The 22821-nt window shown below is 71.1% G+C and carries 26 protein-coding genes; 4 read left to right on the top strand and 22 right to left on the bottom strand.

Features of this window, described 5'->3' with window-relative positions:
- Positions 1-44 precede the first annotated feature (44 nt).
- The 13 genes from ACIP5W_RS05465 to ACIP5W_RS05525 all read right to left on the bottom strand — a co-directional run bounded on the left by ACIP5W_RS05465 (position 45) and on the right by ACIP5W_RS05525 (position 10108).
- Entirely contained in the window at positions 45-272 is a 228-nt protein-coding gene (locus ACIP5W_RS05465; protein ID WP_401467119.1) for a helix-turn-helix domain-containing protein, read from the bottom strand.
- A gap of 342 nt (positions 273-614) precedes the next feature.
- Entirely contained in the window at positions 615-2174 is a 1560-nt protein-coding gene (locus ACIP5W_RS05470) for a YfjI family protein (protein ID WP_401467122.1), read from the bottom strand.
- Entirely contained in the window at positions 2171-2500 is a 330-nt protein-coding gene (locus tag ACIP5W_RS05475; protein ID WP_401467125.1) for a hypothetical protein, read from the bottom strand. Before ACIP5W_RS05475 ends, ACIP5W_RS05470 begins: the two co-directional genes overlap by 4 nt.
- Positions 2497-3369 carry a bifunctional DNA primase/polymerase gene (locus ACIP5W_RS05480; RefSeq protein ID WP_401467127.1) on the bottom strand — a complete coding sequence of 291 codons (873 nt, stop codon included), beginning with the start codon at positions 3367-3369 and terminating at the stop codon, positions 2497-2499. The genes ACIP5W_RS05475 and ACIP5W_RS05480 overlap by 4 nt, the downstream gene beginning before the upstream one ends.
- Positions 3366-4064, bottom strand: coding sequence for a DNA methylase (locus ACIP5W_RS05485; protein WP_401467968.1), 699 nt, complete (start codon positions 4062-4064; stop codon positions 3366-3368). Before ACIP5W_RS05485 ends, ACIP5W_RS05480 begins: the two co-directional genes overlap by 4 nt.
- A 148-nt stretch (positions 4065-4212) precedes the next feature.
- Entirely contained in the window at positions 4213-4503 is a 291-nt protein-coding gene (locus tag ACIP5W_RS05490) for a hypothetical protein (protein ID WP_401467130.1), read from the bottom strand.
- A gap of 16 nt (positions 4504-4519) precedes the next feature.
- Complete coding sequence (locus ACIP5W_RS05495; protein WP_401467133.1) at positions 4520-4987, bottom strand: hypothetical protein; 468 nt, start codon at positions 4985-4987, stop codon at positions 4520-4522.
- Between the two features lie 204 nt (positions 4988-5191).
- Positions 5192-7321 carry an FtsK/SpoIIIE domain-containing protein gene (locus ACIP5W_RS05500; protein ID WP_401467135.1) on the bottom strand — a complete coding sequence of 710 codons (2130 nt, stop codon included), beginning with the start codon at positions 7319-7321 and terminating at the stop codon, positions 5192-5194.
- A 110-nt stretch (positions 7322-7431) separates the two neighbouring features.
- Positions 7432-7749 (bottom strand): hypothetical protein, encoded by a 318-nt coding sequence (locus tag ACIP5W_RS05505; protein WP_401467138.1) that lies wholly within the window; start codon positions 7747-7749, stop codon positions 7432-7434.
- A gap of 1 nt (position 7750) precedes the next feature.
- The gene (locus ACIP5W_RS05510) at positions 7751-8098 is read right to left on the bottom strand and encodes an RRQRL motif-containing zinc-binding protein (RefSeq protein ID WP_401467141.1); all 348 of its coding nucleotides are present in this window, start codon (positions 8096-8098) and stop codon (positions 7751-7753) included.
- A complete protein-coding gene (locus ACIP5W_RS05515; protein ID WP_401467144.1) occupies positions 8095-8706 on the bottom strand; it encodes a GGDEF domain-containing protein in 612 nt (203 codons plus the stop codon). The genes ACIP5W_RS05510 and ACIP5W_RS05515 overlap by 4 nt, the downstream gene beginning before the upstream one ends.
- Positions 8703-9821, bottom strand: coding sequence for a conjugal transfer protein (locus tag ACIP5W_RS05520; protein WP_401467147.1), 1119 nt, complete (start codon positions 9819-9821; stop codon positions 8703-8705). The genes ACIP5W_RS05515 and ACIP5W_RS05520 overlap by 4 nt, the downstream gene beginning before the upstream one ends.
- Positions 9818-10108 carry a hypothetical protein gene (locus tag ACIP5W_RS05525; RefSeq protein ID WP_401467971.1) on the bottom strand — a complete coding sequence of 97 codons (291 nt, stop codon included), beginning with the start codon at positions 10106-10108 and terminating at the stop codon, positions 9818-9820. The genes ACIP5W_RS05520 and ACIP5W_RS05525 overlap by 4 nt, the downstream gene beginning before the upstream one ends.
- Positions 10109-10594: 486 nt before the next feature.
- Here ACIP5W_RS05525 and ACIP5W_RS05530 point away from each other — a divergent pair, with 486 nt between their 5' ends.
- Together ACIP5W_RS05530 and ACIP5W_RS05535 are read left to right on the top strand one after the other, a co-directional pair.
- Positions 10595-11440 (top strand): sigma factor-like helix-turn-helix DNA-binding protein, encoded by an 846-nt coding sequence (locus ACIP5W_RS05530; RefSeq protein WP_401467150.1) that lies wholly within the window; start codon positions 10595-10597, stop codon positions 11438-11440.
- Between the two features lie 2 nt (positions 11441-11442).
- A complete protein-coding gene (locus ACIP5W_RS05535) occupies positions 11443-12249 on the top strand; it encodes a hypothetical protein (RefSeq protein WP_401467153.1) in 807 nt (268 codons plus the stop codon).
- A 20-nt stretch (positions 12250-12269) separates the two neighbouring features.
- On the opposite strand, the gene ACIP5W_RS05540 is transcribed toward ACIP5W_RS05535, so the two are convergent.
- Together ACIP5W_RS05540 and ACIP5W_RS05545 are read right to left on the bottom strand one after the other, a co-directional pair.
- A complete protein-coding gene (locus ACIP5W_RS05540) occupies positions 12270-12770 on the bottom strand; it encodes a DUF4411 family protein (protein ID WP_401467156.1) in 501 nt (166 codons plus the stop codon).
- The gene (locus ACIP5W_RS05545; protein WP_401467159.1) at positions 12770-13924 is read right to left on the bottom strand and encodes an ImmA/IrrE family metallo-endopeptidase; all 1155 of its coding nucleotides are present in this window, start codon (positions 13922-13924) and stop codon (positions 12770-12772) included. The genes ACIP5W_RS05540 and ACIP5W_RS05545 overlap by 1 nt, the downstream gene beginning before the upstream one ends.
- A gap of 466 nt (positions 13925-14390) precedes the next feature.
- Here ACIP5W_RS05545 and ACIP5W_RS05550 point away from each other — a divergent pair, with 466 nt between their 5' ends.
- Positions 14391-14825: a plasmid pRiA4b ORF-3 family protein gene (locus tag ACIP5W_RS05550; protein WP_401467162.1), complete on the top strand. Its 435-nt coding sequence runs from the start codon at positions 14391-14393 to the stop codon at positions 14823-14825.
- Between the two features lie 134 nt (positions 14826-14959).
- On the opposite strand, the gene ACIP5W_RS05555 is transcribed toward ACIP5W_RS05550, so the two are convergent.
- The 7 genes from ACIP5W_RS05555 to ACIP5W_RS05585 form a co-directional block, all read right to left on the bottom strand.
- Positions 14960-15373 carry a DNA-binding protein gene (locus ACIP5W_RS05555; RefSeq protein ID WP_401467165.1) on the bottom strand — a complete coding sequence of 138 codons (414 nt, stop codon included), beginning with the start codon at positions 15371-15373 and terminating at the stop codon, positions 14960-14962.
- Complete coding sequence (locus ACIP5W_RS05560; RefSeq protein ID WP_360112596.1) at positions 15355-15639, bottom strand: hypothetical protein; 285 nt, start codon at positions 15637-15639, stop codon at positions 15355-15357. The genes ACIP5W_RS05555 and ACIP5W_RS05560 overlap by 19 nt, the downstream gene beginning before the upstream one ends.
- Before the next feature lie 684 nt (positions 15640-16323).
- On the bottom strand, positions 16324-18273 hold the full coding sequence (locus ACIP5W_RS05565; protein ID WP_401467169.1) for a copper resistance CopC/CopD family protein: 1950 nt from the start codon (positions 18271-18273) through the stop codon (positions 16324-16326).
- A 207-nt stretch (positions 18274-18480) separates the two neighbouring features.
- The gene (locus ACIP5W_RS05570) at positions 18481-18627 is read right to left on the bottom strand and encodes a hypothetical protein (RefSeq protein ID WP_401467172.1); all 147 of its coding nucleotides are present in this window, start codon (positions 18625-18627) and stop codon (positions 18481-18483) included.
- Positions 18624-19097, bottom strand: coding sequence for a cupin domain-containing protein (locus tag ACIP5W_RS05575; protein WP_401467175.1), 474 nt, complete (start codon positions 19095-19097; stop codon positions 18624-18626). The genes ACIP5W_RS05570 and ACIP5W_RS05575 overlap by 4 nt, the downstream gene beginning before the upstream one ends.
- Positions 19094-19696, bottom strand: a complete 603-nt coding sequence (locus tag ACIP5W_RS05580) for a GNAT family N-acetyltransferase (protein ID WP_401467178.1) — start codon at positions 19694-19696, stop codon at positions 19094-19096. The genes ACIP5W_RS05575 and ACIP5W_RS05580 overlap by 4 nt, the downstream gene beginning before the upstream one ends.
- A complete protein-coding gene (locus tag ACIP5W_RS05585; RefSeq protein WP_401467974.1) occupies positions 19689-21758 on the bottom strand; it encodes a penicillin acylase family protein in 2070 nt (689 codons plus the stop codon). The genes ACIP5W_RS05580 and ACIP5W_RS05585 overlap by 8 nt, the downstream gene beginning before the upstream one ends.
- Positions 21759-21967: 209 nt before the next feature.
- Between ACIP5W_RS05585 and ACIP5W_RS05590 the strand changes: the two genes are divergently transcribed.
- A complete protein-coding gene (locus ACIP5W_RS05590; protein WP_401467181.1) occupies positions 21968-22678 on the top strand; it encodes a siderophore-interacting protein in 711 nt (236 codons plus the stop codon).
- The last annotated feature ends 143 nt before the right edge of the window (positions 22679-22821 follow it).

Genomic DNA, 22821 nt, shown 5'->3' on the forward strand with positions numbered 1-22821 from the left:
GCGGCGGATTGTCCTGTCCGGGAGTGCTGCCGCCCCGGGCGTCGTCAAGCGGCTCGTTGGGCCGCGCGGCGGCGGGCGAGGTACGCGGCGGGGGCGTCGGCGGGGACGCGGCGGAGACGGCCGATGTCGATGGACTCCAGCTCTCCGGAGCGGATGAGCGCGAAGCACGTGGTCCGGCCGATGCGGAGACAGCGGGCGGCCTCCTCGACGGTGAGGAGAACCGGGGCCGGGTCGTCGTCGGTGAGGGGTGTGAGGGTGCCGTGTTCGTCCAAGGCTCACTCCTGTGGGGCTGAGTGCATGGGCGGATGCCGCCGCACAAACCGCAAAATCCGCAGAAAAGCAGGGCGCCCCCTCTGACCTGCGGTGATGTGGTGTGCGGGTGGCTGTGGGTGGTGCTCCGCAGAAATCCGCGATATTCCGCAAAAATCAGGGGCGGCCGGTGGCCGACCCCGGTGGGCAGGGTGACGCTCGGTTTTTTGCGGAATATCGCGGGATTGTGCGGCGGGGCCCCGCTCCGCCGTGGGCTCGCGGTCCCGCCGCAGGTCAGCGGGGGTGTCCGGGGGTTATTGCGATTTTGCGGTTTGTGCGGGAGTGGTTGAGGGTGCGGCCGGGTGTCACCGGCCGCCCCGCCACAGCACGGGGTGGACGAGTAGGCGGGGCGCCGGGGGGCGTCCGCGCTTGCCAGTGCGCTCGGGTTGGTAGGACCGCAGGTATCCGTGGTCTTCCAGCAGCGCGAGGGCGGGTTCGAGATCGGCGACGGTGGGCACCTCGCTGCGGGACAGGACGGTGAAGACGTCCCTCCGGCTGACGTCCTCCCACCGGTTGTCCCTCAGCGCTTCCAGCACGCTGCGGGCGCGGGACAGGACCGGGTCTGCGCCCATGACGTCGAACACTGCGAGGGCGTGGGCGGTGTAGTACTCCCCCAGCTCGACAGCGGCGCGCATGGTGTCTTCGGTGACCGGGTGGGCGTAGCCGTTGCCGCCGTGTTCGGCGAGGTGCAGCAGTGCGGCCATGCGAGCGGTGGCCCCGGCGAGTTTTCCGGCCCAGTTGGAGATGTGGCCCAGCTTGCCGCCGCGTGCCTTGAGCTGCGGTTCGATGCGCTTCTGATAGGTGATCAGGGCCGCGTCCGCTTCCGGGGTGAGCTGGATGACGGCCGGGTCGGTCCACTCCGCCAGGGACAGGGTGAGGTCGATGACCCGGGCGGTGTACGTGGCGGCCGTCTGCTCGGGGACCGGGGCGGTGATGATCTCGCGTTCACCGACCGTGGACACCGGCAGGGAGTACAGGAAGCGGGCGAGCAGTCCGCGTCCCTCGAACCCCTTCACCTTGCCGATGTCGCGCAGCACGTCCGGTTGTACGGCGAGGCCGATGGTCAGCGCGGGGGCGTCGATGTACTCGCGGCGGGTCTGCCGGTTCACCCTCAGCCGGTCCCCGGCATGCCCCTTCAGGAAGACTTCCATGTTGGGGGCCCCGGAGTAGCGGCCGGCGATGATGTCGAAGATGCCGCCCTCGGCGCTCATCACCGACAGCCGGCCGCCCTGTTCCGCCATGAGCGAGGTGACCGTCTCGGGTGTCGAGTCGTCCGCCAGCAGCACCGGTTCGGCAGGGACGGTGAGCGTGTCGGCCGTCTGCGCGAGGCCGACGGCGGTGGCCACCATCTCACCTCGCTTGTCGCCGTCGGCGGACGCGGCTTTGGCGGCGGCCTTGTCCGCCGCTTCCTTGGCCAACCTCGCCGTCAGTTCCGCTTCCACGATCAAGGGCTGCATGGCTGTCTTGAGCTGTTTCTCAGCCTCATAGAGGGGGTTGGTCAGCAGTGCGAAGACGGCGGACTTGCGGTTGGCAGGCGGGAGCGCGACCACGGTGTAGAGGTTGGTCGGCTCACGCCAGTTACCGCGTACGTGGACCACGGACCGGCCGCCGGCCGCCGTGGCGAGCACGGCGGGGGCGACGGATCCGGCGAGGTCGACCGGGGTCTGTGTCTCTTGCGCGACGGCCGCCACGAACTCCCCCAGCCAGGCGGGGAGGACGTGAGCGGGGAACGTCGGACGCTCACGGCGGCCGGTGAGGGGAATGGGGTCCTCCCACACGTCCGGTGCCGCGTCATCCTCGCCCGGCGGTTCTTCCAGGGTGGGCAGTCCGGCCCACAGGTCGTTGTCCACAGGCTGTGCGTTCATGCTGCTGCCCTCCCTTCGGCGGGGGCGGTGTGCGGGCAGACTCCGACGCGGACGCGGGCGGTCAGCCTGATGACGGCGGCACGGCCCCGGGCGCGTTCGTGATGCCCGCACGCGCACAGCCAGTCCGCGACGGGTACGCCCTCGCACTGGATCTGTAGCCCCGGGGTGATGCCGGTGACGGTGACGGTGACCGTGTGCGGGTCAGAACCAACGGCAGAAAGGACGCCCTTGCGGGCGGCGACCTTCGGTTCGCCCACGGTCGGCCGTGACGGGCCCTGTACGGCGCCCTGAGGGCCGTTCGAGGGGGTTCGGGATGCTTTGTTCATGCCGCGCGCTCCACAGCCGTCTCAAGGCCGTTGACGACCGCGCGGCGGGCGTAGGTCTCCGGGACGCCCACCGAGACGGCGGCGGCCACGATCTCCTCGCCGATGGCCTCAAGGCCGCACGGTCCCGGGCACCCGGCGTGCTGTGCTGCGAGGAACCGGGCGACACCGAACGCCTGTGATCCGGCGCCGGATTCGGTGCGGGCCCGTACGAGGGCGAGGCCACGTTCCAGGCCGGTACGGACGTAGCGCTCGGTGTGGCGGCACCCGGTGGCCACCGACCGGCCCCAGGGGGCGGGCAGGGAAGATGCCACCTCCCCCCGGGCGGGGGTGGTGTCTTCCTTCACCACCAGGGCGCGCACGGCCGCCGGGAGAACGGCCATACGGCCCGTCCCAGGACCAAGCCAACGGGCGTATTGCATCGCTGACTTGACGTCGACACCGGGGCGGACCGCGTTCGACGACGGCATGGCGCCCTGGTAGAGCCAGTGTTCGCCCCGCGTCGTCGGCACGGTACGGGTGGCGGGCAGGGTCGCGCGGGCCCATGCGACGGCCGCCGCGTTGTCCAGGTCGACGACCGTCATCCCGGCCCCGCCGGGGTGGTAGGCGACGGCCACCGCCGCACGCCACACCGGGGCCCACACGGGCGAGGTGAGGACATGCGGGTTGGTGGTCGCGGCGGCCCACGCGTGGCACGGCGCGGGGCACCGGCAGGGGCCCGCCGCCTTCATGTGGGGCCGTCCGCCGCACGCGTTGTCCTTGCACGTGCGGCAGTTGCCGAACGGGACCTTGCCCGCCCTCAGGGGCAAAACCGGGACACCGGCCGCCGCGAGGGCGAGGGCGACCCGCAGGGGTTCAGGCGTCACGGTCATGCCGCCGCCCCCAGCGTCGCCGTGCCAGCGAGGTAGGCGCGGCCGATGTGCTCGGTGTAGGCGGGCGGGATCGCCTCCGTCAGTTCCTCGCGCACATCGGTCCACGTGATGTCCATGGCCGTCTGGAGTTCGGGGACGGTGGGCTTGCCGCCGCCGTTGCCGTATGCGGCGACGTACGGGCCGTCGTAGAAGCGGCCGTGCCGGTAGCCGCGTACGCGGCCCCGGTGCGGGACGTGCGCGGGCTGTGCGGCCGTCCAGCCGCCCAACTCGAAGTTGCGGTGACGGATGACCCCGAGCCCGAACATCTCTCCGCACAGCGTCAGGTCCTTGCGGATCTTCGCGCGGCCGTTGGGCTGTTCGATCACGTACGGCAGGCCGGTCCTGTCCAGGAGGTCACGGGTTGGGGCGACCAGGTCGACGTGCGTGCCGCCCCACCCCTGCGAGGCGTTGGTGCCCACCGTCAGCGCGCATCCGTGCTGGCACGGCGGGGACGCGTGGACGAACGCGTACCGCTCGATGTCGCCCGACGCGATCAAGTGGGCGAGGTAGGCGAGGGCGTCACCCCGGTGGTAGGGGAAGGGGTAGTTCGAGCGGTCGGCAATGTCGCAGCCGTCCACCGCAAACCCGGCCCGGTGATAGCCCATGGCGGCACCACCGGCGCACGAGAACAGATCCAGCAGAAACGGCCGGGACATCCGCCCCGATCGGGTGGCCAGGACCGAGGGGTCCTCGCCGAAAACGCGCAGTTCGGTCATGCTGTAGGTCTCCTGTTCTGCAACGTCGGGATACGGAGACCGAGGGCGGCGGTTGTCCTTGTCCGGGAGTCGCCGCCCTCGGGCGTAGCTAGAAGGGCGATTCGTCGCTGTAGCCGCCGGGGCTCCACGGGTCACGGCCGACGTCGCGGCGACGCAGCCACCGGGGCCGGCGCGGGAGCGGCAGCAGGGTCACGGACCACGACGTCCAGCACTCGCAGAACTCCCACTCGGTACCGGCCCACTCGCCGGTCTCGTAGTCGCCGTAGTCGTGCTCGATGCCGCCAGCGCCCTCGCAGTCGCGGCAGTCCGGGCGGGGCGTGTCGGTCAGGATCAGCCGGTTGCGGGGCAGCGCGGTACGCCAGATACGCAGCCTAAGCATGGGTGTCTGTCTCCTGTCAGCCGTAGAACTTGTTGCGCTTGATGACGGCCTTGCGGATGTTGACCGTCGTCCCGCCCTCGCCGTGGCCGCGTCCGCCGAAGATCTGCACGGCGATCCATCCGCCGAAGACGACGGCGGCGAGGGTGATGAGCTGCGTGATGAGAGCGGTGAGAGCGGTGATGAAGGTGGTGAGCAGCAGCAGCCCGCCGCACACGGCGAGGAACCCGACGCCCCCGAGGGCGACGTTCACCGCCGCACGGGAGACGGCCGGCTTGGCGACGACCGGTTCGGGCTGCATGGGGGCGACGGCGTAGCCGGTGACGACACGGCCGTCCGGGAGGACGACGGACGCGACCGCCGGGACGGTGCCGGGCTGCACCGGCATAAGGGGCGCCGCGTACGGCGCGGCCGGGGTGAGGGGGGTGGGTCGGTGGACTTCCGGGGCCCGTACGGCGGGCGTCCGGTCGGTGTGCTCGGGGTACATGCGGAATCCCTTCCGGTGCTCGGTTGGGGAGGCAGGGACACCCCCTGCCGGGACGGCTGTGGAGGGGGTTTCAGGGGGTTGACCTGGGGCGCCTCCCCGCCTCCCCGAAACGATGTTTTCGCTGATCAATGCGGGGGAGGCGGCCCGGGGAGGCGGTTGGGGAGTTCTCCCCGCCTCCCCGGGCCGGATGGCCGTGCCTCCCCGCTACTCGGCGGCGGAAGCGGAACCCTCGGCGTCGCGGTTGGCGAGCGCCCGCAGGACGTGATCGCGGTGGATGACCATGACCCCGTGCGACTTCTTCGGCTCCTCGCCGTGCTCCTCCAGCAGCCGCTTCAGTCGGTCGTTGGTCCACTGGTCGCCGTAGGTGCTCGGGTCCAGCGCGTGCAGCCGCTTCAGGACCTCGTTGGTCCGCAGCCGGGGCGTGTCGCCGAGGACGGCGGCGACGTCGGCGAGCGCGTCGCGCGTCTCGCCCTGGTCGACCACGCGCAGGGTGGCGACGCCGTCGCGCAGGGCCTTGGCCCGGTCGGCGACCTCGGCGGCCGGCTCGTCGTCGATGAAGTGGGTCCGCACCGTGATGGACGCCTGCCCGGCGGGGATCTCGATGCCGTCGGAGGCGACGACCAGGGTTCCCTTGTCCAGGCCCTGGCGCAGCAGGTGCGGGGCGGCGCCGCCGTCCACGGCCTTGTCGCCCAGCGCCATCCGGGCCTGCGACTCGGTGCCCAGCACGAGGGAGGCACGGGTGTGCGCGCCCTCCCGCACGAGCTTGGGCAGGTTCTGGTCGGTGGGGTCCTGGGTGCCCTGCCACATCAGCACGTCGACCGCACGACCCTGGTTGTGAATCTTGCGGACCGCCATGAAGTACCGGGACGTGGCCTTGGACCCGCCGTACGGGCGCTTGTCCTCGCCCACGACCGGGCACATGAACGCCAACTGCGCCTCGTCCACCACCACGACCAGGGGCTCGAACACGATGCTCGGGTCCTGACGGCGTGCCTCGATCCGCCGGTTCATCTCCTCCACCGCGTCCTCGACCATCTCGGTCGCCTGGATGACGTGGTCATCGGAGGGGCCCTCGATCAGCACCTGCGCGATGCCCTCGAACATCGCCCAGTCGCCGATGCCCTTCAGGTCCGCGATCCAGAACTGCACCGACTTGTCCAGGGCCAGCCACAGGGCGAGCGCGCGCAGGGCGGCGGTCTTGCCCTGGTTCGACAGACCGGTGACCAGCAGGTGCCGCTGATAGAGGCTGATCGTGGCGGCGTCGCCGCGCAGGTCCTGCCCCCACGGGGCCTTACCCGTCTTGTAGTTGGCGGTCATCGCCTCGTCGGTGACCAGCGGGGACGGGCCGATCGGCTCGTCCAGCGCCCCGGAATCAGCGATCCACAGCCGCACCGTGCGGGCCGCCTCCGGGATGGTGATGAACACCTCGTGCTCGTGCCGAGTCAGGTTCTCGGCAAGCTTCCTGCGCCGCTTCTGCACCTCGTCCGTCGCCACCCCGGACGGAAGCGTGACGTCCACCTCGACACCGCATCCGGCGATCCGGATCGGACCGAGCATGGACGCGCCGGCGTCGCCCATCTCCTTGATGGCGTTCTTCAGAGGAGCGATGCCGAGGTCGCGCAGGGCCTTGACCACGATCGACGGGGTGATCGGCTCACCCTCACCCGACCGAACGTTGGCCGGGAGGGCCCAGGCGGGTGCGGCGTGCTGCTTGCGGCCGACCGACCACAGGGCGAGCAGCGCGAGGAACGGGCCGATGGTGAGGGCCGGGCCCCAGACGATCTGCACGATGCGGATCAGCAGGGCGATGAAGTCGATGGTCGCGGACAGCGGCGTGATGACGTCCCGCACCTCGCCCGAGTTGATCGCCATGACGACGCCGAGGGCGACCAGCACACCGACGCTTATCCCGGCCCCGACCCCGACGCCCTTGGCCGCGTCCACGGGCGAGTGGAGCAGGTCCATGCGGCGGTGGTGGCGGGCCGCGCGGAAGCGCGTCAGGCGCTCCTCCCACTCCTCCGCCGCTTCCAGGTTCCCCGCGGCTTCCGCCGCGCGGATCATGCGCTCGTAGCGGGAGCCGGTCTTGCCGTCCCAGGCGCGGCGGGCCACGATCCGCCCGCCGTTGAACGTGTAGGACGAGTGCCGGGCGAGGGCCCGGCCCGTCGCCCTGGTCCTCTCGTGCGTGACGGCCGTCTTCACCGCGCGCCCGGAGCGCACCCACAGGGGCACGGGCGGCGCGGGCGGGGAGTCGGGCACGACGGTGAGCACCGTGGGCGCCGTGTCGTCGGCCGGGGGGTCGGTGGGCTTGTGGAGGTGAACGACGTTCTCGGACATGCTGGAACTGCTCCTGACTGCCCCCACAGGGGGCGGGAGTAAGGGAGAGAGCCGGGGTGGCCGGGTCCGTGGAAAGAGCGGCCACCCCAGCGTGCGAGGGGTTGGGCTGGTCACCACCAGCCGGACGACTTCTTGGCGGCCTTGGCGCGGGCCGCCTCGGTGATGAGCCGCTGCCGCTCGCCGTGCAGCGCGGTCAGCTCGGCGTTCAGCCGCATCTCGGCGGCCGTGCCGGTGGTGTCCAGTCGCTGCTCGGAGCGGGCGGCGCTGCGGCCCCGGGTGATCTGGTAGGCGCCGCCGGCCAGGGCGCGGGCCATGGCGCGGCGCTCGCTGGCGTTCAGCGGCCACCACTCACCCCGGCGGACCGCTTCCAGCTTCTTCGTGGCCTTCTCGATCTCGCGGTCCAGGCGGCGGATCTCGGAGTTGCCCATGTCAGGTGTTCCCTTCGGACCCGTCCGGGTCGGGGTAGGCGCAGGGCACACAGGTGCCGAGCGACGTGGGGATGACGTATCCGGCATCGCGCCGGCAGGCGGGGCACGTGCGGCGGGCGGTGTTGGCCTTGGCGAGCGCCGCCCACCTCGCCGGGGTCATGGGGCGGACCGGCTTGGCCAGGTCGACCCGGTAGAGGTAGGCGACCAGCGGGCCCCGGCGGCGGCGCGGCCGTTCGAGCTGAGCGGCCACGCCCTGCCCGCCGGGGCGCAGGTCGCGGGCCCGCAGTTGGCGGCGGGTGGCGTAGCCGTCCGGGGCGAGGTGCCACCGGTAGACGGGCAGCGTGCTCATGCCGCGCCGCGCCGTCCGGGACGGCGTCCGGCCACCGACCCGAGCAGCCTCCCTAGACGGGCCCGTCGGGGCCAGCCGGTCCGCTTGGCTGCGTACATGGCCTCATCAGCGCGGCGCAGCAGCGCGGACAGGTCCTCGCCCGGGTGGTCGCCAGCCCGTACCCACCCCAGGGACACGGTGGTGTGCACGTCGGGGGCGGTGTCGACCGGCCGGGCGAGGACGCGGGCGAGGGTGTGAAGCCGGTCGGCCATCGTGCCGTCGCGGTCGACGACGACGGCGGCGAACTCGTCCCCGCCGAGCCGTCCCACGACCCCGCCGGGGGTGGTGCCGTGGGCGAGGCGGGCGGCGACCGTGGCGAGCAGGGTGTCACCAGCCGCATGGCCGAAGCGGTCGTTGATCTGCTTGAAGTGGTCGACGTCCGCCAGCACGACCACGGCGCGCGGGTCGCGCATCAGGCGGCGGGCCCGCCGGGTGAACGCGTCCCGGGTCCACAGCCCGGTGAGCGGGTCACGGCGGGCCGTGGTCAGCCGGCTGTGCAGCAACCGGGCGTGGACCGCCCACCCGATGACAGGCGGCAGGGCAGGTACGAGAGCGGCGAGGGTGCTCACGGCGCCACCGCCCCGGTGGCACGTTCGGCGAGCAGGGCGTCACGCAGCATGCGGGCGTTCGCGGGCGAGGTGCGCAGGGCCCGGCGGATGCCCTCCCCGGTCACCTCCGCGTCTGCCAGTCCGGCCGTTGCCTTGCGCGCTTCCGCCATGAGCTGTTCGGGGGTGCGGCGGGTGCGGGTCGACTTGGCGGCGACCGGGACACGGCCCGTCGCCCGACGCGGCGCGGTCGACGCGGCCGGGACCGAGCGGGCGGGCACCGGGGCGATCGGGACCGGCCGCGCCGTCGGGGAGACGGCGGGAATCGGCTTCATGCCGGTGCCCGACTTGCCGAGGTCGACCGGCGCCGGGTCGGGCACCGCAAGCCGCGTCAGGACGACCGTGGTCGGGGTCGATACGGGCAGGTCAGAGGTAGACCGTTCTCGACTACTTCCGGTCGATTCCTCCGCATTTGTGACTGCGGGAAGAGTCGGGGCGGCGGTGCCGAACATCGAGGCGAGGGCCGCGTTCGCGCCGTCGGTGATGCGGTCACGCTGGACGTCCAGCAGCCTCGATCCGAGTGCCGCGTCTCCGGCCCCGACCTTGCGGGCCAGACGCCACGACGCCCGATCGGACCGCTTCCTGACCCGGCTCACCGGGTGGTGGGCGGCGCGCGCCCGGTGGTAGGCGAGGGCCTGAACGATGTCGGCGGTGCGCCGCTCGTTCTCGGCGTCGCGGCCGTCGGTGTGGACGACGATCCGGCGGGCGAGGAACGCCATACCCTCAGCCGAGACGGACATGCCCATCGGGGTCAGCGCGTAGACGACCGTGCGGCCCGGGTCCGGCGCGGCCATCGCGCCCATGACGGCGGCGGCGGCCGGCAACGCCCACAGCCCCGCCCGGACGACGCGGGGCGAGGACTGGCCCAGCATGGTCAGTCCCAGCAGGACCAGGGCGAGCACGGCCGTGGCGCCCTCGCCAGCACCGAGCGCACCGAGCGCGGTACCGGTGCCGTAGGCGTGCCCGATGTTGCTGTAGGTGCCGATACCGCCGACCACGCCCGTGGCGAGCATGGGCACGAACGCGGCCGACAGCACACCGATCTGAACCCTGGTCAGAGGCTTGCGGGACTCGCTCACGCCGCTTCCCCCGTCCCCGCCCGCAGGCCGCGAACGGACCGCAGGAACGGCACCGTGCGGGTCAGCGCGTCGGCGTACAGGGCGTCCCAACCGGCGATCTCGTCACCGGCGCCCGCCTCCGCCCGCAGGTCGGCGAGGACGTCACGGGCCGCGTCCTCGCGGGCGGCCCGCTCGTCGTCCGTCTCGGAGTCCAGCGGGCCCCGGAACAGGTCGACGTCGATACCGAGCGCCAGTTCCGCGAACTCGAAGTCGCCGTGCGCTTCCTGGCCGGCGACGAACGTGCGCATACGCATGATGGATCTCTCCTCTTGCAACGTCGGGAGGGAGACCGGGCGGCGCGTTGTCCTTGTCCGGGAGTACGCCGCACCGGCAATCAGGGCCAGCACCGCAGGAAGCGGCGGGCCAGTGCCCCGGGCCGGATCCGATCCGGCGCCGTCGCGGCTCCCGCGTACGGCGGGTCCGGGGCTGGTGGGTCATGCAGTCGCGTACGGGGCGCACCCGTACACATCCGTCCTCTTGCTGTCAGGGGAGGGACGGCCTCCCAGGCACGCTGTTGAGTTCTCAAACCGCAGGCGCTCGCTTTGTACTCACCCCTTCGGGCTTTCCTCCGGACGCTGTTTGTGCAGGTCAAGCAGCGACAACAAGGCCGCCCTCGTGTTGCTTAGGGGGGCTTGCCATCTCGCTTGATAGGTACGGTAGGCAAACCCGAGACTGCGCGCAACCCCCTCTCGCGGTAGAGTCTGATAGCCCCCCTAGGCGACGTTGGGAGAGACGTGCAGAACGACATGGAGAAGGTCTCTGGGATCACGGACCCCGTTGACCGCGCCAAAGCCGCAATCGACCTGATGGCGCGGTACCAGAGCCACGTGAACGAGCTCTCGCGCATCCGCCGGGAAGCGATCGAAGAGGCTCAGGCAGCGGGCATGACCCAAGCGGAGATTGCGAAACGACTCGGGGTCAGTCGGGGGCGCGTGGGGCAGCTCGCGTCCGCCGGCCCGCCGCCTGAGCGCGCCTTCTTCGGCACTGACCTGGTCACGGTGTCGCTTGGTGGCAAGTACGAAGCCGGAAAGACTCCAGACCAGCGTCCCAACGAGGTAGTCGCCCGGGAAGACCTCAACAACTTCGAGCACCTTCGGAAGCTGTTGGGCGGCATGAAACTAGACACTCAGTACGAGGTGATTCCGCCAACCGGGATCGTGAACCTCAACCGCGACAACCACGTCGTGGTCTGTGGCCCCCGCCTCTCCCCGATCGTGGCGCAGGTGCTCGAAGGTGACGACAACCTTCGGTTTGCCAAGGACAGTGTGTGGCACCTGGTGGACCAGGTGGCGGGGAAGGAGTACCGGTCCCCTCAGGACGAGGACGGGTCGGCTGGCGACGTCGGGTACTTGGGACGGCTCCCCCGTCTGGACGGGAAGGGGACGTTCCTCTATATCGCTGGAATCCACGCCATCGGAGCGAACGGGGTCGTTCACTTCCTGGAAAACAACCTGGCAGAGCTTTACCGAGAGGTTCGCACGCGCCGCTTCTCCACCCTGATTTCGTGCCGTTACGACCCGAAGACGCTCGAAGTGCTGGAGAGTCGTCGCGTCACCCCGCTGTACCGACACGAAGGCTGAGCATGCGCGTCGCGATCGACACCCAACCCGGTGGAGTGGCCCCCAACGAGGATTGGGTGGCCGGCACACCGACTCTCGCCGTTGTGCTGGACGGACTCAGCACGGCGGGCCTGGACACCGGATGCCGCCACGGCGTGCCCTGGTACGTGGCGCATCTCGGCAGCCACCTAATCGCCGGACTGGCAGACCCGGGCACCTCACTGACAGCCGGTTTGGCAGGTGCTCTCGAACGGGTGGCGGCGCTGCATCCTGAATGCGATCTCGGCAACCCGGGAACGCCGTCGGCCACGGTGGCGATCCTCCGGGAGCGACAGGGGTTCCTTGACCACCTGGTCTTGGCGGACTCGCCCATCGTGCTAGAAGGGGCCCGGGACTTCACGGTGCTCACTGACCTACGGGTGGACGACGTCCTTCCCGAGCTACGGGCGGAAGTCGAGCGGTACGAGACGCACACGGCGGAGCATCAGGAAGCGCTCCGCCGGCTCGTCACCGCGCAGCGACAGACCCGGAACACGCCCACCGGCTATTGGGTCGCGGCCTCCGACGCAGAAGCGGCAGCACACGCCGTTGTCGGCAGCACCCCCACCGAGGATGTTCGCGCCGCAGCGGTCCTGTCCGATGGCGCTTCGCGTCTCGTCACCGAGTACGCCATGGCGACGTGGTCCGAAGTCTTTACCATGCTCCGAGCTGGGGGACCGCGCGAGCTGATTGATACCGTCCGAAAAGTCGAAGCCTTGGACCCGACAGGAAAGCGGTGGCCGCGCTACAAGTCAGGGGACGACGCATCCGTCGCCTTCTGCCAGTGGTGATTTCCCCAGGTTGGTGAGAGCTAAGAAGCCGCTGGAAGCTGGAGGTCAAGCCGCGCATTGGTGCTTCGAAGCATCATGAAGGTGTTCACATAGGTGACACCCATAGCTCTGCAAGCATCTGGGATGAGTACGCGTTTTCTAGATTCTGGTCGTGGCTGCTCGTGAGTCACCAGTGTGTGGCCATGGGCCGTTGCGTAGGCGACCAAGAAGAAGTCTGCGGCCTTAGTCAAGAATTCAGTGAGCGCTGCGGCCGTGTACCCCTTTGACTGCGCCCACACAGTAAGCGGAGTGAAGTGCGAGGTGGCGACTGCGTCGATCGGGCGAAAGAAATCTGAATGACTTCTAGCCCATCGAGACAGTTCGTCATCCCCTTCGAACAACTCGTCCCGCACAGGCTCAATACTGCAGGCGATATGGTTGCTGTGGGCGTAGTCAAGCCACGTCCAGAATCCGGGTGCTATATCGAAAGCGTAGTAGCGATTCTTCGCTTCGATGAGCACGTTGGAGTCAACTAGGAACATCAAGCGGCTCCGATTTTCTCAACGAGATTCTGGAACGTTTGGTGCTTCTTAGTACCCAGCAGATGATACGCGTCTCTGAACTGCGTTCCCCCTTCGAGCGTGTCAGTGATGACCGCACGCGCGAACTGTCGGCTAAGCCTCAAGGGGTGAACGTTGTAAAAGTCTCCGCCGCCAGTCGCTTCCCCAGCCCTGAGCAGCGCCATCACCCTGCTCAGCTCTGCCGCATAACGCTGTTGGTAGTCGTCCCACCTCAAAAACTTCGCATCGAAGATGCGCTTCAACACCACGAGTGTACTTACCCGGTATCGGCGAGCGAGGCGGGTTAGTTCAGCAACCGTCGGGTCTCCACGGTACTCTCGGCGAAGGTCAACCAAGGGGACAAGCACCTCAGCCGCTACGCGGTTGCACCACAGTTCCGCATCGTTATCCGTCTGCTTCGCCAGAGCGGCGTCCGAAAGAGCGCTCTCACCCAGAAAAACATGGGCCAACTCGTGCACCATCGTGAAGATTTGGGCAGCTTTAGTGTCCGCTCCGTTCACAAAAATAAGCGGCGCGATCGGATCAGCCAACGCGAACCCGCGAAACTCCTTCGGGTTCAATTTCCGGTGAGTATCAACGCCCACGATGCCATTCACCATGACAAGCACACCAGCATTTTCGATGCGGTCAATCAGTCCACGCAACGCCTCTTTCCATGACGGGAAAGGAGTGCGGTCCGCAATCTCGAAACGCAGCATGCTACGCAATTGGGCAGCTACATTTTGAGGATCGTCCGAAAGTCTGGCCGAGCCAACAAATGCGACGTCTGGATAGCCGTGCGTGCGCGCATAGTCCCGATACCATTCCTGTCGCGACTGGCAAGAGTAAATGGTGTCGAGTAGATCTACGGATGGGCGGGTTATCGATCGATTGCCCATTGTCCGCATGTCAGGGATGGGCACAGGCTCATCGGGAGGGCTAGGCAGGAACAACAGGCCGATTGGAGCGTGCGTCGCGTTGGCGAAGTTCTCCAACTGCTTGAGCGTTGGGCGCACACTGCCGTTAACCCACGAGCCAAAATGCGGTGCCCGCTTAGCGATCGTTGCTGCCGACCAGCCAGCCCGCTCCACCGCCCAGCGCAGAAGCGCAGGCTCCACCTGAACACGAACGGACACGCAACCCACCTCCCCCTCGACCCTAGGTTAGGTACCAGAGTGATGCTTGCGAACTACACGTTCAGTCACGGATCGGTCACTGCTGTGGGTGATTCCTTGCCCAGTTGTTCCGTCACCTATGCCGAGCTGGGCTCGGCGCATTGGACGGGACCGACGTCTGGGCGACCACATCGCAGCGAGTCCCGCCAGCAGGAGGGACGTTCTCCGCGCTTGTCTGAGTGACCCTGGCATCCACCGTTGTCCTGGTCTTTGTCCAGTGCGCTGACGGCCGCCACCGTTCACCGCCGTACGCGCACCCGCTCTGACCTGCCGCGCGAACCCGTACGAACGCTTCTGGACAGCCACGCGGACAGTTGGAAAGCGTGTTGGGGGCAACCCCTCACGAGTTCGAATCTCGTATCCTCCGCCAGTGCCTCACCGGGCACGATGTCGAAGGGCCCCACCGTTCGCGGTGGGGCCCTTCGTCGTGCGTGGTCTCAGTTTTGGTCTCAGCTGCAGTGATCGGATCGGTGCGGACCTGAGCGAACGGCCTGCATCTGTCGGTGCTCCTGACGCGTGTCGGACGGTCCAGAGAACTGCGACAGACGCGTCCCCGTGCTGGGCGCCGCCCCGAATTCCTCCCACGGCTCCCCCATGGGAGCACCTCATCACCGTGGAGCGGTTCCAGACGGCCACAGCCGGGCTTCACCATCCGCACCGTGTGGGCGGTGCCGGGGCGTGCCCGCCCGAGGACTGCGGCGGCGGCTGCAGCGATCTCAAAGTGATCCTCGCCGACCCGGCGCATGAAGAACACCACGCCATGCTGGAGTGGCTCGGACTTCGGTCCGCCACGGAATTCGCCCCTGCCCGTTTCACGCCGGACGACGCCGAGCCGCGGTTGCCGCACCTCACGGCACCATGAAAGACGACGAAGCGTCCGGCCTCGCAGCCGTTCACGGCCCTGGGTGCTACCGACCGGTCAGCCGGTCCCGCCCCGCTCGGGCAAGGACGTACGGATCGGCCTTCCGTCCCCGGCGTTCGGGTCTTGGGCATCGACTACACGGCGACGAGGCGCACCCTGTCGCCGCAGAGCTTCGTCATGTCGTCGATGTCCGAGGTGAGCATGACGACCGGGCGGCGCTGCCGCAGCGCCGTCTCGGCCACGGCGGCGTCGATGGCGTATTTGTGACCATGCAGTCCGGCGTTGATCAGTATGGCTGAGGCGGCCTTGGCCTCCTCGTCGCCGATGTGCACGATCCGCACGCCGGACAGGACCCAGGCGAGCCGCGCCTTGTCGGTCCGGCGATGCACCGCTTCGATGATGGTGAGTGCGCTGACGACCACCTCCATGCCCCGCCTGCGGGCTTCGGCGACGAGGGCGACGACGGGCTCGTGATCGCTGACGAGCTTCGACAGGCCCTCGCAGTCGAGAACGAGGGTGCCTTCGTGACTCAGCTTGCGGCGGGCCACTGCCCCTCCTCGGCGAACACCTCGTCGAAGACCCGGCGTGCCCGCTCCTGCTCCTGCTCGGAGATAGGCCCCTGACGGCGTTCGTAGTCGGCCAGGTACTCGTCCAGGATCTGACCGCGCAGTTCGCGCTCCACCGCTTCGGTGATGAACGCGGAGAACTCACGCTTGCCGACCCGTCGGCGGATCGCCTCCGCCGTCCCCTCAGGGAGGGAGAGGCTGACTCTGGTGGCTGGCCCTTCACCGACGCTGTAAGGAATCTCGCCCATGGGAGCGACATTATCAAACAAGTAGGAATTCAGCCTGGGACACAGCACCCACCGAACGACGTGAGCTGCCCACTCGTCACCTCGAGGTCCCGGTTCTGCTCGCGTTCACCCACGTTCAGCTGTGTCCGGACATCACTGAACGATCCGCTTCACCGCAGGTCGGAACGCCCCGTCCCCCGCCGAACCCCCGGACGAACATGTGGAAAACGTGTCGGGGGCAACCCCTCACGAGTTCGAATCTCGTATCCTCCGCCAGTGCCTCACCGGGCACGATGCCGAAGGGCCCCACCGTTCGCGGTGGGGCCCTTCGACGTTGTCCGTCCCGGTTTCCGTCCCGGTTGGTTCTCGGGAGCTCCCCCGGTGAGGTGATGCACCGCTTCGATGGCGGTGAGTGCGCCGATGACCACTTCCGTGCCCCGCCTGCGGGCTTCGGCGACGGGGGCGACGAGCGCGTTTTCCCCCTTTCCCGCATCCACGGCGTCATGGACCTCCTGCCCGAATGACGGGGGCGGCCGGGGGCCGGGGGGACGAGGGGACGAGGGGAGAGACTCGGCCAGGGCGCGCAGGGCCTTTCCGGGCCGCCGCCCTCCACGAAGTGGGCGGGGGACGGCTCGTGGACGAAGCGGCGGGCCCCGGGGAGGCCGCGTTCGGCGATCGCGCCCGCGGTGTGCACGGGTCCGCGGATCAGCGGGCGATGCGCACCGGCGTCGTCTCCGTCACCTGGTCGATCTCCGAGACGCGTACGGTCACGCTCATCTCCCAGGTGCCGGGGAGGGGCAGGTTGACGGCGTCGGCGGCCCAGTAGCCGCCCCGGTCGGTGAGCTTCGCGTCGAGCGGGCCGATGTCCTGGCCCGGGAGGCTGAAGGACATGCGGAGTTCGGGGACGGTGGCGAAGCCGCCGTCGGAGCCGTAGACCACGGCCTGCACCGAGTTCTCGCCGACCCGGCCCGGGTCGAGGGTGATCTGCACGCTGCCGCGGGCGCCGGGGGCGCCCGGACCGCTCATGTCGAAGGGGACCTTGGTCACGGAGGCGACGGGCAGCCCGATCGACTGCTCGGACGCCGCCGCCTCCGCCTCCGCCCGGCCCGGGAGGGTGCCCGTCAGCACGGTCGTGAGGCCCAGGACGACGACGGAGACCGCGACCTCCGCGAGGACGGACCGGCGCAGGGCTCGGCGGTACGCCTCCTCGACCGGGGTGCGGGCCGGGGCGAGAGGGGTGCCGTCGTCGGACGGGGACGGGGGCCCGTCCGACGGGGCGGGGGCCTGCGCGGGCGTCCGCCCCGACACCCCCTCCTTCGCCGGAGCGCCGACCACCGCCGCCACCTTCGCCGCCGCCGTCGCCTCTGTCTTCGCAGCCACCGTCTCCTTCACCTTCACCTTCGCCTTCACCATCGCCTTCGTCCCGTCCTTCGTCCCGTCCTCCTCCTCATCCGGCGTCTCCGCCTCCTTCACGCGCGTGCGTGCCGCCTCCGTTCTCACCAGCCGTCCCGTCCACCGCCGCGACCAGGCGCCCGCCAGGAGCAGCAGGCCCACCGCCCCCAGCTTGGCCAGGAGGGTCCGGCCGTACGTCGTGTCCGTCAGGGCGTCGAGGGTGCCGAGGCCGCGCCAGGCCTGGTAGACGCCGGTCACCGCGAGGACGGTGACCGAGGTGGCGGCGAGCCGGGAGAAGCGGGCGGCCACGGCGGCCGGGAGGGTGTCGTGGCGGAGCAGGGTGAGCAGGGCGGTGAGGCCGCCGAGCCACACCGCCATGGCCAGCAGGTGCAGCACCGAGGAGGCCATCGCGGCCGGGACCTGGATGCCGGCCGACGCGTGTTCGGCGGCGGCCCAGGTCAGGCCGAGGCCCACGGCCAGGACCAGGCCGGTGGCGAGGGTCGCTCGGGTGGGCCGTTCGCGGCCGCGTCGGCGGAGCAGCAGGACGGCGGCCCCGGCCAGCAGGAGCAGCCGGGCGGCCAGGGCGATGCCGGGCCGGCCGGAGAGGGTCCGGGTGAGGCCGGTGGGGTCGAGGGCCTGCGCGGGGCCGGCGCCGGTCTCGTAGGGGGCGCGCAGCAGGAGCAGCAGGACCGTCGACGCGGTGGACGTCCACCAGCCGGCCACGAGGAGCCCGCGCAGCGGCCGGACGTCCGGCGGGCGGCACAGGGCGACGAAGGCGGCCGTCCCGATGAGCAGGGCGGCGGCGCCGTACGCCAGCCAGCGGCCGAGTTTGTGCAGGCCTGCGGTGGCCGGATCGTCGACGGAACCACCGGTGCCGCCGGGGAGGGCGGGCGGGGTCGGGGAGGGCGCGCCGATCGAGAAGGTGAAGGCGCCGGCGATGGGGTGGCTGTCGGCCGAGACCACCCGCCAGGCCACCGTGAAGGTGCCGGTGCCGAGCTTGGCCGGGAGGGTGACGCGGGCAGTGTCGGACCGGCCGTCGGCGTGTTGTGCCTCGCCCGTCCCGACGCGCCCGTTGCGGGGGTCGAAGACGCGGAAGGTGTCGTCGATCAGGCCGACGGACTCGGTGAAGGTCAGGGTGATGCTGCGGGGAGCGGTCGTGAGGACGGACCCGTCGGCGGGGTCGGCGTCGCGGAGGGCGGCGTGGGCCGACGCCTGGCCGGCGCTGCCGAGGAGGAGCAGGAGCAGGGTGGTGCCGAGCAGCACCAGCCCCCGCCACCGCCGGGCGCCTCCGCCCCGGCCGCCCCGTGCACCGCGCCGTCGCCCGCCACCGCGGCCGACGGCCACGCCACCGCGCCCGTTCACGTCATCACGCCCGTTCACGCCATCGCGCCCCTCGACCACGTCACCGCTCCGTACTCCGGACTGGACTCCCGTGCCTGGAGATACGTACGGACCGTGAGGCTGTCCTGCTCACCTCGCGGGGCGGGCCGGCACCGCGCCGTCCACCCGGTCGTGTCCGGTGATCCGGGAGGCGTGCGGGGAGGCGGGGAGGACGCAGGCGTCGCCGACGTCCTCGGGGCGGCCGAGCCGGGCGACCGCGACCGCCGGCGAGGTCACGGACGGCACAGTTCCGCGATGTGGGCGGCCCGGTCCGGGTGACGTGCCGTCAAGGTGGCGGCGTCCCCGTGTTCGTAGGCCGCGTAGGTGAAGCCGGGGGCCATGGTGCAGCCGAAGAGGGCCCAGGCGCCGCCGGGCGTCACCCGCGCGCCCATCCAGGTGCGCGCGGGGACGGTGAGCTGCGGGTGCTGGCCGCCCAGGACGTCCGGGCCGAGCACGGCCGTGCGGGAGGTGCCGTCGGGGGCGAGGAGCAGCAGTTCCAGCGGGTCGCCGAGGTAGAAGTGCCAGATCTCGTCGCCGGGGAGGCGGTGCAGGGCGGAGAAGTCGTCCGCGGTGAGCAGGGCGACGATCGCGGTTCCGGCGGGTGTGCCGTCCGGCAGTCCGGGTCCGGTCCAGGTGCGGCGGAACAGGCCGCCCTCGCGGGGGATCGGCTCCAGACCGTAGTGGGCGACGAGGTCCTCGGGGGTCACCCGGGGAAGGCTACCTCCCGCCTGAGGAAGGCGAGTCGGGCCGTCTTCTCCGGCAGGTACACGTCCGGCAGGTCGATCTCCGGGAGGGTGACCACCGGTCCGGCCTCGAAGCCCTGGCGGAGGAAGCGCGCGAGGGCCTTCTCGTTGCGCACGTCCGGGTCGACCACCGCCCGCCGCCGGTCCAGCCCCACCAGCACGTACGCCGCGAACGCGTCCATCAGCGCCGACGACCAGCCCGGCCGGGCGCCCCGCTCCCCGGCGGGCGCGAGCAGCACGTGGACGCCGATGTCCCCGGGCTCGACCTGGTAGCACTCGCCGACCCGGTCCTGCGACGGCTCGTACGTCTGGAGCACGGCGACGGGCTCGCCGTCCAGCTCGGCGAGGAAGGCGTGGTGGGTGTCGAGGCCGGCCAGGTGGGCGTAGACGTCGGCGACCTGGTCCTTCGTCAGGCCGTTCATGCCCCAGAACACGGCCCGTTCCTCGCTGACCCAGCCGTGCACGACCGCCGCGTCGGCCTCGGCGTCGAGGGGCCGGATGCGGACGGTGCCGAAGCCCTCGGTCTCCTCCACGTGGACGTAGCGGACGTTCACGTCAGTCATCGTTCTCCTTCGTCAGGTGCGCCCAGTCGGTGACGACCGGGGCCAGCTCGCCCGTGAGCCAGAGGGGGAGCTGGTCGTGGTGGTGGGGGCTGTCGGGGTGGCCACAGGCGCCGTGGGGCACGATCCAGCGGCTGTCCTCGCGACGGGCGAGGTCCCAGACGTAGCGGGCGGCCGGCCCGCGGGCGGCGAGGTCGGTCCAGCCGGGCACGGCGGAGGTGCACAGCACGCAGTCGTGGTCGCCGGAGAGGGCGGGGGCTTCCCCGGCGGGGTCGGGCAGGGCCCGCCACGGGGCGAGGCGGTGGGTGTCGCCCCAGCGGGCGGCCGGCTGCCCGGCGACCTCTTCGAGGGCTTCCCTCACCAGCTTCGGCCGGTCGATGCCGTACAGCTCCCCGGCGCGCAGGAGGTGTTCGAGGGCGTAGCCGATGCGGGGGACGAGGGCCAGCCAGGGCAGGAAAACCTCGGGGTAGGCGGGCGGGGTGGTGAGGGCGGCGAAGGCGGGCTCGGCGGCGAGGCGGCGCACGAGCGCGCTGCGCACGGCCGCGAACCGCGCCGCTTCCCGGCTGTCCGCGTCCATCCGGCGGTCCCAGCGCAGGAGCCGCGCCCGCAGGCCGGCCGCCGCGGGGGTCAGGCCGTCGAGGGCGGCCAGGTGGTCCAGCAGGGGTGCGGCGGAGGCGAGGTGGGTGTCGGTGTGGATGGCCGGCATGTCGGACGACGACCACTGCCGGCGTCGGCCGAGCAGCGCACGGATGCGGTCGGCGCGGTGCGGCGGGGCGAACTCGACGCCCAGGCCGGCGGCCGGTCCTCGCTGGTTGGCCATGACGGCGACGCCGTCGGTGAGTCCGGCGCGGGGCATCTCGTGCCAGCCGGTCCACTCGTGGCCGGGCTCCCAGGCCGGCACCGGGCGGATGCGGTTGGCCCGCGCGCGCACGGGCACGCGGCCCGCGACCCGGTGCAGCAGGCCGCCCTCGGTGTCGGCGGCCTGGACGACGTTGACCGGCTCGGCCCAGAGGTCGAGGGCGCGGTCGACGTCGGCGACCCGGCGGGCCCGCAGCAGGGGGAGCAGGGCGGAGAAACCGAGGTCGCCGGTGACGCGGGGCGGGTGGCGCAGGGCGAGCGCGAGGGGGGTGCCGTCGTCGGTGCCGCCGGGGCTTTTGCCGTCGAGGCCCTCGGGGCCGCCCGCGATCACCGGGCCGCGTCCGGTCTCCAGCACCTCGACCTCGACGGTCTCCTCCCCCGCCACCCGGACGAGTTCGGTGTGCCGTTCGACCCGCCGCCAGGTGCCGTCCGGGCCGAGGGCCTCGACGCCGGCGCCGGTGCGGCGCAGGCGTTCGCGGTAGAGGTCCTGGTAGTCGGCCATGGCGTTGGTGATGGCCCAGGCGACCGTGCCGGTGTGTCCGAAGTGGGCGATGCCGGGGACGCCGGGCACGGCGAGTCCGACGACGTCGAACTCGTCGCAGGCCAGCCGGATCTGCTGGTAGACGCCGGGGTCCTCGATGAAACGGTGCGGGTCGCCGGCGATGACGGCCTGCCCGGTGACCGTGCGGTCGCCGCTGACCAGCCAGCCGTTGCTGCCGGAGGTGCCGGGCCCGTCGGTGGCGAACAGGCCGACGGCGTCCTCGCCGAGGTGGTGGGCGGCCTCCCCGCGCCACAGTTTGGCGGGGAAGCCGGCGAACAGGATGTGGGTGGAGAGCCAGACGGCCAGCGGCGTCCAGGGCTCCCAGCGGCCGGGGGCGAGGCCGACGCGGGTGAACTCGGGGGTCGGGCGCAGCCCTTCGTTGACTCCGTCGACGTACGCCCGTACCCAGGCGGCGGTCTCCGGGTCGCTCGCCTGGAGGGTCGCGAAGCAGCGGCGGGCGGTGTCGTCGAGGCGGGCGCGGCGGACGAAGCGGTCCCAGGCGAGGGCTTCCGGGCCGAGGAAGGACGCCGAGGTGCCCCGCGCGCGGTGCCGCTCGACCTCCAGTTGCCAGGCGCGGTCGCGGGCGGTGACCCGGCCCTGGAGGCGGGCGAGGGCGAGGACGCCGCCGGCCCGCAGGTGCGGAATGCCCCAGGTGTCGCGGTAGATCTCACCCGTTCCGGTCCCGGGCTCGGCCCGGGTTCCGGCTCCGGTACCGGGCTCGGCCTCGGCCTCGGCGCCGGCCTCGGCCCCGGTTGCTCCGTCCGTCCGCCGGGCGGCTCCGTCCGTCTCGCTCGTCACCCTGGGACCCTTCTCGCATTTAGGTTAGGCTCACCTAATCAATCGGTGCAGGAATCGTACGCGAGAGGTGAAGGGGCATGGCGCAGGGGAGGGGCTGGGAGGGCGCGGTCCTGAAGTTGATGCGGGCGAAGGACTTCACCCTCACCGTCACGGGGGCCGAGGACGTCACCCCGCACTACCGGAGGCTCCACCTCACCGACGGCGGGCTGCTCGCCACGACCGGCGTCCACCCGACGATGTGGGTACGGCTCTGGTTCACCAACGCGGGCAGGCCGCACCAGCGGGCCTACACCCTGGTCGACCCCGACCCGGCGGCCGGCACCTTCTCCCTGGAGTTCGCCCTGCACGAGGGCGCCGCCGGCGACTGGGCGCGGACCGCCGGGCCCGGCGCCACCATCGAGGCCACCGTCCAGGGCACGGGCTTCGCCCGGCCCGCCCCGGCCCCCTCCCGCCTCCTCGCGATCGGCGACCCCGCCTCCCTCCCCGCGATCAACTCCCTCCTCGACGCCCTCGGCCCCGCACCGGCCACGATCTGGTTCGAGGGCGACGGGGACGGCCTCCCCTTCCGCACCGACCCGTCCCGGCACGACCTCCGCCGCACCCCCCGTACGGAACTGGTGGACCGCGTGAGGACCGAACTGCCCGCCCTGCTGGCAGCCACCCCGGACCCGTACGTCTGGATCGCCTGCGACACCCGGACGACCCGGACCCTGTCGGCGTACGTCCGCAAGGACCTGGCGGTCCCGAAGGAAAGGACGCACGCGCTGGGGTACTGGCAGGCCGGGTGACGCGCGGGCCGGGCCGCAGGGGCGGATGACGGGCGGGGCGGAGTCCCTCCGGTCCGTCGCCGACGTCACCGGGCCGGGCCGCAGGGGCGGGGTGCGCGCGCCCCGGCAGGGGCCGGACGCGGCGGCAGGGGCCGGACGCGGCG

Origin of the sequence: Streptomyces sp. NPDC088766, assembly GCF_044750845.1 — a bacterium.
GTDB lineage: Bacteria > Actinomycetota > Actinomycetes > Streptomycetales > Streptomycetaceae > Streptomyces.

Excerpts from the sequence above, each read along its gene's own strand:
- ACIP5W_RS05470 (WP_401467122.1), bottom strand. The coding sequence starts at position 2,174 with ATGAACGCACAGCCTGTGGACAACGACCTGTGGGCCGGACTGCCCACC.
- ACIP5W_RS05475 (WP_401467125.1), bottom strand. The coding sequence starts at position 2,500 with ATGAACAAAGCATCCCGAACCCCCTCGAACGGCCCTCAGGGCGCCGTA.
- ACIP5W_RS05480 (WP_401467127.1), bottom strand. The coding sequence starts at position 3,369 with ATGACCGTGACGCCTGAACCCCTGCGGGTCGCCCTCGCCCTCGCGGCG.
- ACIP5W_RS05485 (WP_401467968.1), bottom strand. The coding sequence starts at position 4,064 with ATGTCCCGGCCGTTTCTGCTGGATCTGTTCTCGTGCGCCGGTGGTGCC.
- ACIP5W_RS05490 (WP_401467130.1), bottom strand. The coding sequence starts at position 4,503 with ATGCTTAGGCTGCGTATCTGGCGTACCGCGCTGCCCCGCAACCGGCTG.
- ACIP5W_RS05495 (WP_401467133.1), bottom strand. The coding sequence starts at position 4,987 with ATGTACCCCGAGCACACCGACCGGACGCCCGCCGTACGGGCCCCGGAA.
- ACIP5W_RS05500 (WP_401467135.1), bottom strand. The coding sequence starts at position 7,321 with ATGTCCGAGAACGTCGTTCACCTCCACAAGCCCACCGACCCCCCGGCC.
- ACIP5W_RS05505 (WP_401467138.1), bottom strand. The coding sequence starts at position 7,749 with ATGGGCAACTCCGAGATCCGCCGCCTGGACCGCGAGATCGAGAAGGCC.
- ACIP5W_RS05510 (WP_401467141.1), bottom strand. The coding sequence starts at position 8,098 with ATGAGCACGCTGCCCGTCTACCGGTGGCACCTCGCCCCGGACGGCTAC.
- ACIP5W_RS05525 (WP_401467971.1), bottom strand. The coding sequence starts at position 10,108 with ATGCGCACGTTCGTCGCCGGCCAGGAAGCGCACGGCGACTTCGAGTTC.
- ACIP5W_RS05535 (WP_401467153.1), top strand. The coding sequence starts at position 11,443 with ATGCGCGTCGCGATCGACACCCAACCCGGTGGAGTGGCCCCCAACGAG.
- ACIP5W_RS05540 (WP_401467156.1), bottom strand. The coding sequence starts at position 12,770 with ATGTTCCTAGTTGACTCCAACGTGCTCATCGAAGCGAAGAATCGCTAC.
- ACIP5W_RS05560 (WP_360112596.1), bottom strand. The coding sequence starts at position 15,639 with ATGGGCGAGATTCCTTACAGCGTCGGTGAAGGGCCAGCCACCAGAGTC.
- ACIP5W_RS05580 (WP_401467178.1), bottom strand. The coding sequence starts at position 19,696 with ATGACTGACGTGAACGTCCGCTACGTCCACGTGGAGGAGACCGAGGGC.
- ACIP5W_RS05590 (WP_401467181.1), top strand. The coding sequence starts at position 21,968 with ATGGCGCAGGGGAGGGGCTGGGAGGGCGCGGTCCTGAAGTTGATGCGG.